At 65.8% G+C, this 13,839-nt stretch carries 15 protein-coding genes; 8 read left to right on the plus strand and 7 right to left on the minus strand.

Annotation, left to right across the window (positions count from 1 at the left end):
- Nucleotides 1-4 precede the first annotated feature (4 nt).
- The 3 genes from IB258_RS23865 to IB258_RS23875 all read right to left on the minus strand — a co-directional run bounded on the left by IB258_RS23865 (nucleotide 5) and on the right by IB258_RS23875 (nucleotide 3,288).
- Entirely contained in the window at nucleotides 5-1,123 is a 1,119-nt protein-coding gene (locus tag IB258_RS23865; RefSeq protein ID WP_175181694.1) for a Re/Si-specific NAD(P)(+) transhydrogenase subunit alpha, read from the minus strand.
- A gap of 231 nt (nucleotides 1,124-1,354) precedes the next feature.
- Nucleotides 1,355-2,230, minus strand: coding sequence for an N-formylglutamate amidohydrolase (locus IB258_RS23870; RefSeq protein ID WP_192353290.1), 876 nt, complete (start codon nucleotides 2,228-2,230; stop codon nucleotides 1,355-1,357).
- A gap of 68 nt (nucleotides 2,231-2,298) precedes the next feature.
- The gene (locus IB258_RS23875) at nucleotides 2,299-3,288 is read right to left on the minus strand and encodes a tripartite tricarboxylate transporter substrate binding protein (RefSeq protein WP_054451096.1); all 990 of its coding nucleotides are present in this window, start codon (nucleotides 3,286-3,288) and stop codon (nucleotides 2,299-2,301) included.
- A gap of 192 nt (nucleotides 3,289-3,480) precedes the next feature.
- Here IB258_RS23875 and gcvA point away from each other — a divergent pair, with 192 nt between their 5' ends.
- From gcvA to IB258_RS23890, 3 genes are all read left to right on the plus strand, one after another.
- Complete coding sequence (gene gcvA, locus IB258_RS23880) at nucleotides 3,481-4,407, plus strand: transcriptional regulator GcvA (RefSeq protein WP_054451097.1); 927 nt, start codon at nucleotides 3,481-3,483, stop codon at nucleotides 4,405-4,407.
- Between the two features lie 7 nt (nucleotides 4,408-4,414).
- On the plus strand, nucleotides 4,415-5,533 hold the full coding sequence (gene mnmA / locus IB258_RS23885; RefSeq protein ID WP_054451098.1) for a tRNA 2-thiouridine(34) synthase MnmA: 1,119 nt from the start codon (nucleotides 4,415-4,417) through the stop codon (nucleotides 5,531-5,533).
- 112 nt (nucleotides 5,534-5,645) lie between these two features.
- Entirely contained in the window at nucleotides 5,646-6,464 is an 819-nt protein-coding gene (locus IB258_RS23890) for a sulfite exporter TauE/SafE family protein (protein WP_054451099.1), read from the plus strand.
- 205 nt (nucleotides 6,465-6,669) lie between these two features.
- On the opposite strand, the gene IB258_RS23895 is transcribed toward IB258_RS23890, so the two are convergent.
- On the minus strand, nucleotides 6,670-7,278 hold the full coding sequence (locus IB258_RS23895; RefSeq protein WP_192353291.1) for a glutathione S-transferase: 609 nt from the start codon (nucleotides 7,276-7,278) through the stop codon (nucleotides 6,670-6,672).
- 161 nt (nucleotides 7,279-7,439) lie between these two features.
- Between IB258_RS23895 and purB the strand changes: the two genes are divergently transcribed.
- The 3 genes from purB (at nucleotide 7,440) to IB258_RS23910 (ending at nucleotide 10,208) form a co-directional block, all read left to right on the plus strand.
- On the plus strand, nucleotides 7,440-8,816 hold the full coding sequence (gene purB / locus IB258_RS23900; RefSeq protein ID WP_054451101.1) for an adenylosuccinate lyase: 1,377 nt from the start codon (nucleotides 7,440-7,442) through the stop codon (nucleotides 8,814-8,816).
- Nucleotides 8,817-8,872: 56 nt separating this feature from the next.
- Nucleotides 8,873-9,331 (plus strand): cytochrome c, encoded by a 459-nt coding sequence (locus tag IB258_RS23905; RefSeq protein ID WP_054451102.1) that lies wholly within the window; start codon nucleotides 8,873-8,875, stop codon nucleotides 9,329-9,331.
- 127 nt (nucleotides 9,332-9,458) lie between these two features.
- Entirely contained in the window at nucleotides 9,459-10,208 is a 750-nt protein-coding gene (locus IB258_RS23910; RefSeq protein WP_192353292.1) for a methyltransferase domain-containing protein, read from the plus strand.
- Between the two features lie 36 nt (nucleotides 10,209-10,244).
- Here the strand turns inward: IB258_RS23910 and IB258_RS23915 are convergent, their stop codons facing one another.
- The 3 genes from IB258_RS23915 to IB258_RS23925 all read right to left on the minus strand — a co-directional run bounded on the left by IB258_RS23915 (nucleotide 10,245) and on the right by IB258_RS23925 (nucleotide 12,329).
- The gene (locus tag IB258_RS23915; protein WP_054451104.1) at nucleotides 10,245-10,937 is read right to left on the minus strand and encodes a cytochrome b/b6 domain-containing protein; all 693 of its coding nucleotides are present in this window, start codon (nucleotides 10,935-10,937) and stop codon (nucleotides 10,245-10,247) included.
- Between the two features lie 84 nt (nucleotides 10,938-11,021).
- A complete protein-coding gene (locus tag IB258_RS23920) occupies nucleotides 11,022-11,303 on the minus strand; it encodes a hypothetical protein (protein WP_054451105.1) in 282 nt (93 codons plus the stop codon).
- Between the two features lie 666 nt (nucleotides 11,304-11,969).
- Nucleotides 11,970-12,329, minus strand: a complete 360-nt coding sequence (locus IB258_RS23925; protein WP_119450525.1) for a hypothetical protein — start codon at nucleotides 12,327-12,329, stop codon at nucleotides 11,970-11,972.
- A gap of 90 nt (nucleotides 12,330-12,419) precedes the next feature.
- On the opposite strand from IB258_RS23925, the gene IB258_RS23930 reads away from it, so the two are divergent.
- Together IB258_RS23930 and IB258_RS23935 are read left to right on the plus strand one after the other, a co-directional pair.
- Nucleotides 12,420-12,935, plus strand: a complete 516-nt coding sequence (locus tag IB258_RS23930) for a GNAT family N-acetyltransferase (protein ID WP_225590494.1) — start codon at nucleotides 12,420-12,422, stop codon at nucleotides 12,933-12,935.
- A 155-nt stretch (nucleotides 12,936-13,090) separates the two neighbouring features.
- Nucleotides 13,091-13,804 (plus strand): DUF3053 family protein, encoded by a 714-nt coding sequence (locus tag IB258_RS23935; protein WP_119450575.1) that lies wholly within the window; start codon nucleotides 13,091-13,093, stop codon nucleotides 13,802-13,804.
- Nucleotides 13,805-13,839: the final 35 nt, after the last annotated feature.

Here is a 13,839-nt window from a genome sequence, read left to right on the forward strand (position 1 = left end):
GCTGTTAGTTCCTCCGCGCCACGTTGCCGCCTTCGCACACCAGGCAGGCCGCGACGATCTCGTCGTCGCGCTGGATCGCCAGCGCGCCGTCCGCATTGATGATGAGCTTCAGGAAATCCTGGATGTTGCGCGCATACAGCGCCGAAGCGTCGGTCGCGACCAGGCCGGGCAGATTGGTCAGCCCGATGATCGTCACGCCATGCTTTTCCACCACCAGGCCTTTCTCGGACAACGGGCAATTGCCGCCGCGCTCGACCGCCAGGTCCACCAGCACCGAGCCCGGCTTCATGGCCGCGACGGTTTCCGCGGACACCAGTGTGGGGGCGGGGCGGCCGGGAATCAGCGCGGTGGTGATGACGATGTCGGCCTGCTTGCAGCGTTCGGACACGAGCGCGGCCTGCCGAGCCATCCAGGCGGGCGGCATGGGCCGGGCGTAGCCGCCCGTGCCTTGCGCGATCTCGCGTTCTTCGTCCGTTTCGAAAGGGACGTCGATGAACTTGGCGCCCAGCGATTCCACCTGTTCGCGCGCGGCGGGACGCACGTCCGAGGCTTCGACCACCGCGCCCAGCCGCTTGGCGGTGGCGATGGCCTGCAGCCCGGCCACGCCGGTGCCCAGCACGACGGCGCGGGCGGCCTTCAGCGTGCCCGCGGCGGTCATCATCATGGGTATCAGGCGGCCGTAGTGGTGCGCCGCCAGCAGCACGGCCTTGTAGCCGGCCAGGTTGGCCTGCGAGGACAGCACGTCCAGGCTTTGGGCCCGCGTGATGCGGGGCGCGGCTTCCAGCGCGAATCCGGTGAGTCCGGCGGCCGCGATCTGCTGGATGCCTTCGGCGTCGAAGGGATCCAGCATGCCGACCACGACGGCGCCGGATTTCATCTGGGGCAGTTCCGCGGCAGAAGGCGCGCGCACCTTCATGACGAGTTCTGCCCCCAACGCATCCTGGGCGCTGCCGAGCGTTGCGCCCGCTGCCTCATAGGCTTCGTCGAGATAGCGGGCGGCAATGCCTGCCCCGCGCTCCACGATGACGGTATGTTTTCCGCCTACGTACTTCTTGACGGTCTCCGGTGTTGCTGCGACACGAGTTTCCCCGTCTCGGGTTTCTTTTGGTATCCCGATGTGCATCTACGCCTCTCCTCATTAGTTGGCATCAGTTATACACGGGAAAGTGAAAGGAAAGGTGTCGCGCCCCTGGGAAGTGAGGGAGAAGACCCAAGGTTGCATCGGCCCGCCGATGCCCGGCGGCGGGCCGAAAAAAAGCCCCATGGCGAACCATGGGGCTGGGGTCTTGCAACCCAACTGCTCCGGCCAGTCTGACTTTTGCGCTGGCCGGCACCTGCGCGCAAACGTCCGGCGTCAAGCCGTTTGCGCGCGAGTCCAGGTGATCAGCGCGGCGGTGAGTTCGCGCAGATCGGCCTTCAGGCGGCCGTAGTTTTCGGAAGGACGCAGCGAAACTTCGTCCATGTAGAGTTTGCGGTTGATCTCGATCTGCAGACTGTGGCGGCCTTCTTCGGGGCGGCCGAAGGCGCGCACCAGCTCCACGCCCTTGTAGGGATCGTTGACGGTGACGTTGTAGCCGCGTTCGCGCAGCCAGGCGGCGATGAATTCGCGGAAGGCCGGGTCGCTGGTGCTGCCGTCGCGGTCGCCCAGCACGAAGTCGGGGTGGACCAGGCCCGGGCGGTCGGTGGCGTAGGCGCCGGCGACACTGGGCATGGAGTGGCAGTTGATGTGCCAGACCTTGCCGAACTTCTTGTGGGCTGCGTCCAGCACCTGGCCCAGCGCGGCGTGGTAGGGCTTCCAGCAGGCGTCGATGCGGTGGCGCACTTCCGCGACCGTGAGCTTGCGGTTGTAGAGCGGCGTGCCGTCGTCCAGCATGCGCCAGATCAGGCCCTTGCCCAGCTTGACCTTGAGCGAGGCGTTGATGGCGTCGGGCCAGGCGGCGTCCAGCAGCAATTCGTCGATTTCGTCGGGCGAGCGGTTGGCGTCGATGTAGGCGCGCGGGAACGCGGCGGCAATCATCGGCACGCCCATTTCGATGGCGTCGCCCCACAGGTCGTCAACCCAGGTGTCCTCGGCGGTGCGCAATGCGCCAAAGTCCACCGCAGCCGCGAAATCGGGGGGGTAGGCGGTGCCGCTGTGCGGGGAGTCCAGCACGAGGGGAGCCGAGGAGTCCGAATCAGGATATTGCTGCGGGAGGTCGAGCCGGTAAGACAGGGGTTGGGTAATTCGCATAAGGGGGTGTTGCGTTCGTTAATCGGAGGTCCTCGCGCACCGGCGGGCGCGCGAGGACCGAAGATCGCTTAGTCGATCTTCACGTTGGCTTCTTTGGCGATGCGCTTGTTCTTGGCGATTTCAGCCGAGATCTGCGCCGCGAATTCGGCCGGAGTGTTGGCGGCCGGCGCGGCGCCCAGGGCTTCCAGGCGGGTCTTGACGTCGGCTTCGGCGCTGACCTTCTGCACGGCTGCGTTCAGCTTGTCCAGCACGGGCTGGGGCAGCTTGGCGGGAGCCACCAGGCCGAACCAGGACGCGTCGTTCACGGCCGGCAGGCCGGCTTCGGCGAACGTGGGCACGTCGGGCAGGGCGGCCACGCGCTTGGGCGAGGCCACGGCCATGGCGATCAGGCGGCCGGATTGCACGTGCGGCAGCGAGGAGGGCAGGTTGTCATACATGACGTCGACCTGGCCGGCCAGCGCGTCGTTCAGCGCCGGGCCCACGCCGCGGTACGGCACGTGCATCAGGTTGGTGCCCGAAGCCATCTTGAACAGTTCGCCCATCATGTGCGAGACCGAACCGTTGCCGGCCGACGCGTAGGTCAGCTTGCCCGGCTCGCTCTTGGCCAGCTTGATGAAGTCGGCGATGTTCTTGGCCTGGACCTTCGGGTTGATGGTCATGATGTTGGGCACGGCCGCCAGGTTCGAGATGGGCGTGAAGTCCTTCTCGCCATCGAACGGCAGGTTCGGGTAGATGGCCGGGTTGATGCCGTGCGTGCTCACGGTGGCGATGCCCAGGGTGTAGCCGTCCGGCGCGCTGCTGGCGACGAAGGCGCTGCCGATCGAACCGCCGGCGCCGCCGCGGTTTTCCACCACGACGGTCTGGCCCAGCTCCTTGCCCAGCTTGTCGGCGAACAGGCGACCGACGATGTCGGTGGTGCCGCCGGGCGGGAAGGGAACGATCAGGCGGATGGGCTTGGTCGGATACGCGTCTTCAGCGTGCGCGATACCCGAGGTCAGCGGCGCGGCGAGGGTCGCGGCGGCGACGCACAGGCCCAGTACTACGTTACGGCGTTGCATGGATTCCCCTAATGAATTGGAAAGCGGATGCGCAAAGGCAGACGCAAACGCAACGATTCTTTCCTGGCGGTCCGGTTTGCGCAAACGAAAGTTTCTCCGTAAGCTATGACTTTTTTTCATGCCTCTTTTTGCGGCGGCCCGCAACAGGGCCGTTTTCGTTGCGCGGCCTGAAACAATTTGCGTACCTTATCCATGCGGCGATTCTGTCCCTCACTCACGGATCTCCAGGCGTTCGAAGTCGCCGCGAGACATAGCAGTTTCACGCGCGCGGCGCAGGAATTGTGTGTCACGCAGGGCGCGGTCAGTAAGCAGGTGAAACATCTGGAGGAGTTCGTCGGCATCGAACTATTCCTGCGTATCAGGCAAGGCCTGGTCCTGACCGAGGCCGGACGCAGTTACCTGACCAAGATCCAGGCCGGGCTGGGCCAGATCGAAGCCGCCACCGTGGAACTGATCGCGCACCAGGGGCAGGGCGGCACGCTCAACCTGACCTGTATGCCGACTTTCGGGGCGCGCTGGCTGATCCCGCGCCTGACCGCCTTCATGCGCCTGCGGCCGGACATCCACGTCGAATTCCTGCCTCACCGCCAGGGCTATGATTTCTCCACCCCTGAACTGGACGCTGCCGTGCGCTTCGGCGAAGGCATCTGGCCGGGCAGTGGGGCGGACTACATCGTCGGCCGCGAAATCCTGCCGGTCTGCAGCCCGCGCCTGATCCCGGGCGGCTGTGCGGCGCCCGCGGACCTGCTGGCCTATCCGCTGCTGCACCATACCTCGGCGCTGGAAGGCTGGCGCGACTGGTTCGAGCAGGCTGGATGCGATACTCGGCGCAGCCTGGAAGGCGCGCGCTTCGACCAGTACGCGCTGCTGTCGCAGGCGGCCGCGGCCGGCTTCGGCGTGGCGCTGATTCCGCGCTGCCTGATCGAGGACGAGCTGCGCGACGGCAAGCTGGCCGTCGCCATCCAGCTGCCGATACGGGCGCGCATGGGGTACTACCTGTGCTATCCGGAGCAGAAGGCCAACCTGCCCACCCTGCAGGCTTTCCGTACCTGGCTGATGGAAGTGTCGCGGGCGGCCGAGCCGCAGCCGCAGGAAGATGTGCGGACCGATCTAAAATAGACCCATCATGAGTCAAAAACTTACCAAGAAAGGCCGCGTTGTCGTCGGCATGTCCGGCGGGGTCGATTCTTCGGTCACCGCCTGGCTGCTCAAGCAGCAAGGCTACGAGGTCGTCGGCCTGTTCATGAAGAACTGGGAAGACGACGACGATTCCGAATACTGTTCCACCCGCCAGGACCTGCTGGACGCCGCCAGCGTCGCGGATCTGGTCGGGGTCGAGTTCGAGTTCGTCAATTTCGCCGCCGAATACAAGGACCGCGTGTTCGCGGAGTTCCTGCGCGAGTACTCCGCGGGCCGCACGCCCAACCCGGACGTGCTGTGCAATGCCGAGATCAAGTTCAAGGCCTTCCTCGACCATGCCATGGCGCTGGGCGCCGAGCATATCGCCACCGGCCACTACGCGCGGGTGCGCGAGGTGCCGGCCGAAGGCGGCGGCACGCAGTTCCAGCTGCTCAAGGCGCTGGATGCGTCCAAGGACCAGAGCTACTTCCTGCACCGCCTGAATCAGGCGCAGTTGTCGCGCACCATGTTCCCGCTGGGCGAGATCCACAAGACCGAGGTGCGGCGTATCGCGCACGAGATCGGCCTGCATAACGCCGCCAAGAAGGATTCCACGGGTATCTGCTTCATCGGCGAGCGGCCGTTCCGCGAGTTCCTGAATCGCTACCTGCCGACCGAGCCGGGTCCGATCATGACGCCGGAAGGTCAGAAGGTAGGCCGTCACGAAGGGCTGTCGTTCTATACGCTAGGCCAGCGCAAGGGCCTGGGCGTGGGCGGGGTGAAGGGGCGCCAGCGCGAGGACGGCACGGCCGAAGCCTGGTACGTGGCGCGCAAGGACCTGGAGCGCAATGTGCTCTACGTGGTGCAGGGGCATGACCATCCCTGGCTGCTGTCGGGCGAGCTGCGGGCGCAGGACGCGAGCTGGGTCGCCGGCCACGCGCCAGCCCCGGGCGCCTATGGCGCCAAGACGCGCTACCGCCAGGCCGATGCCGCGTGCAGTCTGGCTGGCGCTGCCGACGGCACCTTCAGCCTGAGCTTTACCGAACCGCAGTGGGCGGTCACGCCCGGGCAGTCCGCCGTGCTTTACGATGGCGAGGTTTGCCTGGGCGGCGGCATCATCCTGTAGGTATGGGCGCCGCGCCGGCATTCGCCGCGTGACGTGCACGGATTTCAATCAAAGCCCCTCGGGCGCGGCCCTTGGGGCTTTGTTCATTACCAAGAAGAAAGAGGAGACAGTTGTGGATGTAACGATGGTGATTTGCCTGCTGGTGCTGGGCGGCGTGGTGGGTTTCGCCGCGGGCCTGCTGGGCATAGGCGGAGGCATGTTGCTGGTGCCTTTCCTGACGATGCTGTTCGCGTGGAAGGGCATGCCCGCCGACCTGGTTGTTCATGCCGCCATCGCCACGTCGATGACCTCGATCCTGTTCACTTCCATTTCCAGCGTGCGGGCGCACCAGCAGCGCGGCACGATCAAATGGAACATCGTCTGGGCGATGGCGCCGGGCATCATCATCGGCGGCCTCCTTTCGGGCGGCGCGGTCTTTGCCGCGCTCAGCACGCTGTGGCTATCGCTGTTCTTCGCGCTGTTCGTCGGCTATTCCGGCTGGAGCATGCTGCAGAACAAGAAGCCCAAGCCCAGCCGCCAGATGCCGGGCGTGGTGGGCACCAGCGCGGCCGGCGCGGGCATCGGCTTTCTGTCCGGCCTGGTGGGCGCGGGCGGCGGTTTCCTGTCGGTGCCTTTCATGGTCTGGTGCAACGTGGCCCTGCACAACGCGGTGTCGACTTCGGCCGCGCTGGGCTTTCCCATCGCGCTGGCCAATAGCGTCGGTTACGTGGTGTCGGGCCTGAACTCGGGCGAAACGCGTCCGGGCATGCTGGGCTATATCTACTGGCCCGCCTTGATCGCGCTAGTCTGCACCAGCGTGCTGACGGCCCCGCTGGGCGCGCGCATGGCCCACCGCCTGCCGGTGCAGACCCTGAAGCGCGTGTTCGCCTGCCTGCTGTTCGCGCTGGCCGCGTACATGCTGTTCAAGGCCTGGCAGACGTTCAACGCCTGAGCCAGGTAGGGCTGCGCCGATAGAAAGGCGCAGCTCACGCAAAAGCGCCGCCGGCGCAGAAGCAAAGGCGGCGCAGAAGCAAAGGCAAAACAGAGGCGCGGGCGGAGCAGAGGCGGGGCCAAGCAGAAGCCAGGCCGCACGGATCCGGCTCCGCCGGTCCGTAGCGGCGCCCCCTGGGGGGAGGCGCGCAGCGCCTCGGGGGGGCCTACACCACCGGAACGGTATCGATGAAGGACTGGCGCTGCGACAGCTTGTCGTACAGGCGGGCCAGGTTCTGGTGGTTGGTGCGCCAGTCGAGCGCGGCGAAGCGCAGGTCCAGATAGCCCAGCGCGCAGCCGACTGCGATGTCGGCCAGGCTGTAGTTGATGCCCATGCAGTGGGCGTTGTCGCCCAGGCTCTTGTTCATCGCGTCAAGGCTGGCATGGATCTTGGAATACTGGCGCTCGATCCATTCGGGGCTGCGCTGAGCCTCGGGACGCTGGTTTTCCTTGACGATGGTCACGCAGGCGTCCAGGAGGCCATCGGCGATGGCTTCCCAGCACTTGACCGCGGCGCGATCGCGCCCCGGCTGAGGAATCAGGCGGGCAACAGGGGACAGGGTGTCGACGTATTCGACGATGACGCGCGAATCGAAGAGGGCGCCGCCATCTTCCATGACCAGGCAAGGTACCTTGCCCAGCGGGTTGTACGTTTGGATCTGCGTGTCGGCGGACCAGACGTTTTCGAGTTCAAGCCGGTAGTCCAGCTTTTTCTCGGCCATGACGATACGCACTTTGCGCACGTAAGGACTGGTAAGCGAGCCGATCAGTTTCATGGAGTCACAAGCGGAGTCGGAAAGCGGCCGAAGTATAGCAGGCCGCATGACGGCAAGACGGCCAAAAGGCCGGAATCTTCGTCAGTTTGCCACAATGTTGCGCGCTTCCGGATGATAAAATCGCCCGATTCGCTCATTCCCCGCTTTTTCTCTTCCAGACCATGCAAATCGCCGATCAGCTCAGCCAACTCAACGCCCTTTCGCCACTGGATGGCCGGTACGCTTCCCGGGGCGACGCGCTGCGCGGCCTGCTTTCCGAAGCCGGTTTCATGGCGCACCGCGTCGAGGTCGAGGTGGCCTGGCTGGTCGCGCTGTCCGACGCCGGCCTGCCGGAGCTGCCCGCCTTCTCCGAAGCCGCCCGCGCCCGCCTGCAACAATTGGTGCGCGACTTCTCCGAGGCCGACGCCGCCCGCATCAAGGACATCGAACGCGTCACCAACCATGACGTCAAGGCCGTCGAGTACTGGCTGAAGGAAAAAGTGGCCGATGACGCCGAGCTGGCCCGCGCCGCCGAGTTCATCCACTTCGCCTGCACCTCCGAGGACATCAACAACACCTCGCACGCGCTGATGCTGACGCGCGCCCGCAACGAGGTCGTGGTGCCGCGCCTGCGCGAACTCGCCGCCAAGCTGAACGACATGGCCGTGGCCCAGGCCGATCAGCCCATGCTGTCGCGTACCCACGGCCAGCCCGCCAGCCCGACGACGCTGGGCAAGGAATTCGCCAATGTGGCCGCGCGACTGAACCGCGCCATCGCCGCGGTCGAGGCCGTCGAACCGCTGGCCAAGCTGAACGGCGCCACCGGCAACTACAACGCGCACCTGTCGGCCTACCCCGAAATCGACTGGCCCGCCTTCAGCCAGCGCGTGCTGGCCGGCCTGGGCCTGACCCAGAACCGCCACACCATCCAGATCGAACCGCATGACTGGATGTCGGCCCTGTTCGACGCCATCACGCGCGCCAACATCATCGTGCTGGACCTGGATCGCGACGTCTGGGGTTACGTGGCGCTGGGCTATTTCAAGCAGCGCCTGAAGGAAGGCGAGGTCGGTTCCTCCACCATGCCGCATAAGGTCAACCCGATCGACTTCGAAAACTCCGAAGGCAACCTTGGCCTGGCCAACGCCGTGCTGCGCCACCTCGCGGACAAGCTGCCGATCTCCCGCTGGCAGCGCGACCTGACCGACTCCACCGTCCTGCGCAACCTGGGCGTGGGCCTGGGCTACTGCCTGGTGGCTTGGGATGCCTGCATGCGCGGCCTGGGCAAGCTTGAAGTCAACACCGTCGCCATCGACGCCGACATCGACGCCTGCTGGGAAGTGCTGGCCGAGCCGGTGCAGACCGTCATGCGCCGCTATGGCCTGCCGCAGCCGTACGAACAGCTCAAGGCCTTGACGCGCGGCAAGGGCATCACCGAGGAAGGCCTGCGAGAATTCATCCAGGGCCTGGCCCTGCCCGAAGAGCCCAAGGCGCGCCTGTTGGCGATGACCCCGCGCTCCTACATCGGGCTGGCCGCTGACTTGGCCCGGGCGGTATAGTCGCCTTGCCGCGCGCCCGGGGTGCGCGGCTTCTGTTGACCTTACGGGAGATTGCAATGAAGAAGTTGTCCACGCTCGCCGCGTTGGCCTGTATGACGGTTGGGCCCCTGCTGGCGACGAGCGCGTCCGCGCAGTTCGCCAAGCCCGAGGACGCCATCAAGTACCGCCAGTCGGCGCTGACGCTGATGGCTTCCCACTTCGGCCGCATGGCGCCGGTGGTCAAGGGCCAGCAGCCCTATGACGCCGCGCAGATCAAGGCCAATGTGGAAGTGCTGAAGACCTTGTCGGCCTTGCCGTGGACGGCTTTTGGCGCCGGAACCGAAGGCGGTGACGCGCGTCCTGAAGTCTGGAGCGACGCCGCGGGCTTCAAGCAGAAGCAGCAGGCCTTCCAGGACAATATCGTCAAGCTGTCGGCCGCTGCCGATGCCGGCGACCTGGACAAGCTGCGCGCTGCATTCGGCGACGTCGGCGCAAGCTGCAAGGCCTGTCACGACGCGTATCGCAAGAAGAAATAAAGCGCCTGCCGTCCGCGGACGGCATATGGACAAAGAGGCGCCAGCGTAACCGTTGGCGCTTTTTTTTATGGCGTTGCCGAGCGTGAGTCCCTGGGATTGCGCGTCGGTCCCGCGCAGGGGAGAGGGGATGAAATCCTTTGATGAACTGGTGGCAGAGGCCGACGCCGCCGATGTCAGCGGGTGGGGCTTCGGCTGGCTGACGGGGCGCGCTTCCGAGGAGCGTCCGCCGTGGGGCTACGCCAGGCTGCTTGCGCAGCGACTGGCCACAGTGCGGTCGGCGCTGGACCTGGATACGGGCGGCGGCGAAGTGCTGGACGAGGCTCCGTACTTTCCACCGACGATGTGCGCGACCGAAGCCTGGCCGCCCAATGCCAGGAAAGCGCATGAACGCCTGGCCGCTCGTGGCGTGCGGCTAGTGCTGACTGCGCCGGGCGCTGGCCTGCCGTTTGCCGATGCGTCGTTTGAGCTCGTGACGTCCAGGCATCCCGTGAGCCCGGCCTGGGCAGAAGTCCGCCGGGTTCTCGAGCCGGGCGGGTGTTACTTCGCCCAGCACGTGGGGCCGGCTTCGGCCTTTGAACTGATCGAGCATTTCCTGGGGCCTTTGCCGGCAGAGCGGCGCCTGCGGGATCCGCAGGATGAGGCGGCCGCCGCAGGGGCCGCGGGACTTGCGGTGACGGACTTGCGCACGACCCGTTGCCAGATGGTGTTCCATGACGTCGGCGCCGTGATCTGGGTCCTGCGCAAATGCGTGTGGTGGGTGCCCGATTTTTCGGTGGCGAGGTATCGCGATGCCCTGCTGGCGCTGGATCAGCGGATGCGCCGGGGAGAGCCGTTCGTGGCCCATTCGACGCGGCACTTGATCGAGGCGCGGCGTTGAGTGGGCCGCAGCGCTGTTTTCACGCTGCGTGAACCGTCAGGAAAAAGACATGTCGGCCGCGACTTCCAGCGACCGGATCCACAGTACCAGGACCGTGACACAGGCGCCCAGCACCAGCGCGCGCAGCCAGACGGCGAAACCGTCCTGCGTGGGGGGCGTGCCGGCGGGCACGTCCTTGGCATCGACCTTGCCGGTGATGATGGCGCGCACCAGGCGCTTGCGGCGCACCAGCGCGTACCAGAGCACAGCTGCAATATGAAGGGCGACCAGGGCCAGGATGACCCACTCGTTCAGCTTGTGCCAGGACGTCATGGCGGCGGAAATGGATTCGCTGACGTGGCCGAACAAGGGGCCCTGCGTCATGATGTCGTCGGTGGTGAACAGGCCGCTGAGCGCCTGGAAGCCGATGACCAGCAGCAGCGCCAGCACCGATAGCGCGCCCAGCGGGTTGTGGCCTGCGGGCGCCGCGGCGCCCTTCAGATAGCGGGCCACGGCCGCCGGGCCGCGCACGAAGTGCGAGAAGCGGGCGTAGCGCGGGCCGACGAATCCCCACAGCAGGCGAAACAGGATCAGGCCCAGCGCCGTACAGCCGAAGCGCACGTGCCAGTCCATGTACAGGCCGCCCAGCTTCACGCTGACGAACGCGCCGACGATGCAGACGACGAGCGCCCAATGGAAGAGGCGGGTGGGAAGGTCCCAGATGTGGACCGCGAGACGGTTGTTCTGCATGGTGGGATCGCCAGGGCTGTATTGCCGGGGACTTTATCACGCACAAATTGCCCCGTTGCTGGCGCAACGGGGCGGGGTACCGCTTCAGTGAGTGGCGCTGCGCACCGGTTCGATGCGATGCACGTGCTCATGGCGGAAGCGGATGCGCTGGCCGGGGGCCTTTTGCGCGGGTGCGCCGCAGGGCACGACTTCCGTCGTGTAGGTGGTCGTGCCATCGATGGGCGCGTTGTAGATGACCGTGGCGCGGATTTCCGGGCCATTTGCGGGCTTCAGGTAAACGATGTCGCCGATATGGATCGGCATGTTGTCCAGCGTGGTATGGGCCGGGCGTCGGATCAGGTCCGAAGTCGTGAAACGAGTATTCATGGTGTTTGTTCTCTTGGTTTCTAGTTATGGGAAAAGCCGCGTCTGGTCGCGTGGCGTGCAGCATTCCTGCCGCGTGCCGCTGCCAGCCGTATCGAATCGGACAGGCGTGTCGTGACACTAACGCATATTTGCCGCCGTCCTTTTGCGCATTCTCATGTTTTGCGCGCACGGCCAGGCGGCGCAATGCTGTCCATCAGTCCGGGACAGCATCGTTTCGGGCTGCGCGATGCGCAAACATGCGCAAAGCATGCGTGCGGACGTGCGCGGCCCGAGGGTTCGTGCAGGACAGGCAGGCCCTGCTGATTGCGGCGCGGTTATCGGTAATCGTCGCTTGCGCGTGTTGTAAGCGCCGCTGATTGTCTTGTTGCTTCTTGCCAAGCCGGACTGGCGGTTTGGTGAAGGCGTCTTGTTCCAGGCCGCAATCCGGATTTGCGGTTTTCGCAAATGGGACGGGATGCTTGGGCTTGGATGTTTTCGAGGGTCTGCTTCGGCGTCTGGGGAGGGGCTGATGTACAGGCCTCAGTGCCAGCGCCGTCGTTTATCACCGCGTTTTTTCGTATGGAATTTGGCGAAAACGGCAGAACTCAACCGGCAATATTACAGGCAGTTGATGCTTTTGGCAAGTGTTTTGTGGTAGGGAGGAGACTCCTCTCCCGTCCTTGGCCTTTAATGGGTTGCCGGGCGAGCCTGGCGCTGGGCTTCGATGATGAGGCCTTCCAGGCGCGGCGACATGCGCAGCGCCACTTGCGCGCTGGTCTGGCCGTCCGGCTGGTTTTCGGTTTCCAGGGCGAGTTCGATGCGCTCGTTGTCGAAGGCTTCGGGGGCGGCCTGGATCTCCACATAGCGGGCCAGCAAGGCGTCGACCGCCTTTTGCGCGTCGGCCAGCGCCTCGTCGGACAATTGCCCAGGGCTCAGGTACTGGTTGACCACCCGCGCCAGATCGGTCATGAAGAACAGCAGGGCGGCCGCGCCGCGGCAATCGGGATGGGCAAAGCCCCAGGTATCGGAGGTGGCGTTTTGAGTCATGTCTTGGGGCTGAGCTGTGTTGCAGGGCCGTAATGGCGGAAAACGCCATTTTATGGGATCGGACTACGGGCCCGCATCAGGCATACTGCCATGCCTATGATCAGACTCGCACGACCTTCAGACCTGGCCAGCCTGGCCGATATCGAACGCTCCGCCGCGCGGCGCTTCCTGGGCACGCACATGGCGTGGGCCGCCGGCGACGATACGGCGCCGCACGCCGAGTTGGCGCAGGCGCAGGCGGCCGGATTGCTTTGGATCGTAGAAGGCGAGGGCCAAGCCGCAGGCTTTGCGCTGACCCGGCCCATGGATGGCGATCTCTACCTGGCCGAAATGGCGGTAGCGCTGCCGTGGCAGGGGCGCGGCCTGGGCCGGGCGCTTCTGGCCGCCGTGTGTGCGCATGCCCGCAATGCCGGCTGCTACCGGTTCGTGGTGCTGACCACCGACCGCGAACTATCCTGGAACAGGCCGTTTTATCTGCGGCAAGGTTTCGTCGACGTCGCGACAGGGGAACTCTCGCCCGGGTTGCGGACGCGCCTGAGCCATGAGGCGGCCATGGGTTTTGATCCTGCCCGCCGCTGCGCCATGGCGTATCCCCTGGAGCCATGATGCGGGCGGCGCACCCTGTGTCAACACGCTTCGATAGCAACAAAATCCGCCCGCTGGCAGCGTCGGAAAGCGCCTTCGGGATAATCTGCCGGAGGGCGGCCGCCCGGTTCGCGGGCGGCGCCGGTTTCGCGAACCCGCATGCAAGGAGGATGGGCATGGCATTGCTGCGAGCTTGCCTGCTGGGCCTGGCGATGGCATCGATGCTGTTTCTGTCGGCCTGCGTCAACAAGGAACCCCAGGAGCGGGCCGCCTTCATCCAGCTGCTGCAAAGCCGGATGAACAGCGCGTCGCTGCTGCCCATCGGCAGCCTGAGCGAACCTGAAAAGGAGGCCATCGGCGGCTATGCCGATGCCTATGAGGTCATCGCCGATTTTCAGGAAATCCTGACGCAGGCAGCGGCGTCCATGCGTGACGCGTCGGAAGCCGAGACCCTGCGTTCCGTGGCCGATATCGTGGAACGGCGGGACCGCCTGGAGGCCGCGCGCAAGACGCTGGCCGAGCAGGCAGCCGAGGTGCAGCGGGCCCAGGCCAAGGCGGATAAGGCGCGTGCGGCGCTGGCGCTCCCGGCCGATCTGGCGCCCGTCTACGACGGTGTTTATGACGAAGCCGTGACGGCGCCCGCGGCCGAGGTGTTGGATGCCGCGGCCGCCATGGACGCGGTGGCGCGCGATGCGCTGGGCGTGGCGGATTTCGTCGCCGCCCATGCGCAGGACATCCTGCTGACGGACGGGCAGGCGCGTGTCGCCACGCCCACGCTGCAGCAGGAGCTGAACCTGCGCCTGCAGGGATTGAACGCGCAGTCGGATGTTCTGGAGCACGCGCGCGCCGCCTTGCGCCAGGCTGCCGGGCAGCCGCAGGACGCCCGCTGAACGGCGCTTTGTACAATGCGGGTCTCGCGGCGTCA

The organism is Achromobacter sp. ACM02 (genome assembly GCF_014851605.1).
Taxonomy (GTDB): domain Bacteria; phylum Pseudomonadota; class Gammaproteobacteria; order Burkholderiales; family Burkholderiaceae_B; genus Achromobacter; species Achromobacter aegrifaciens.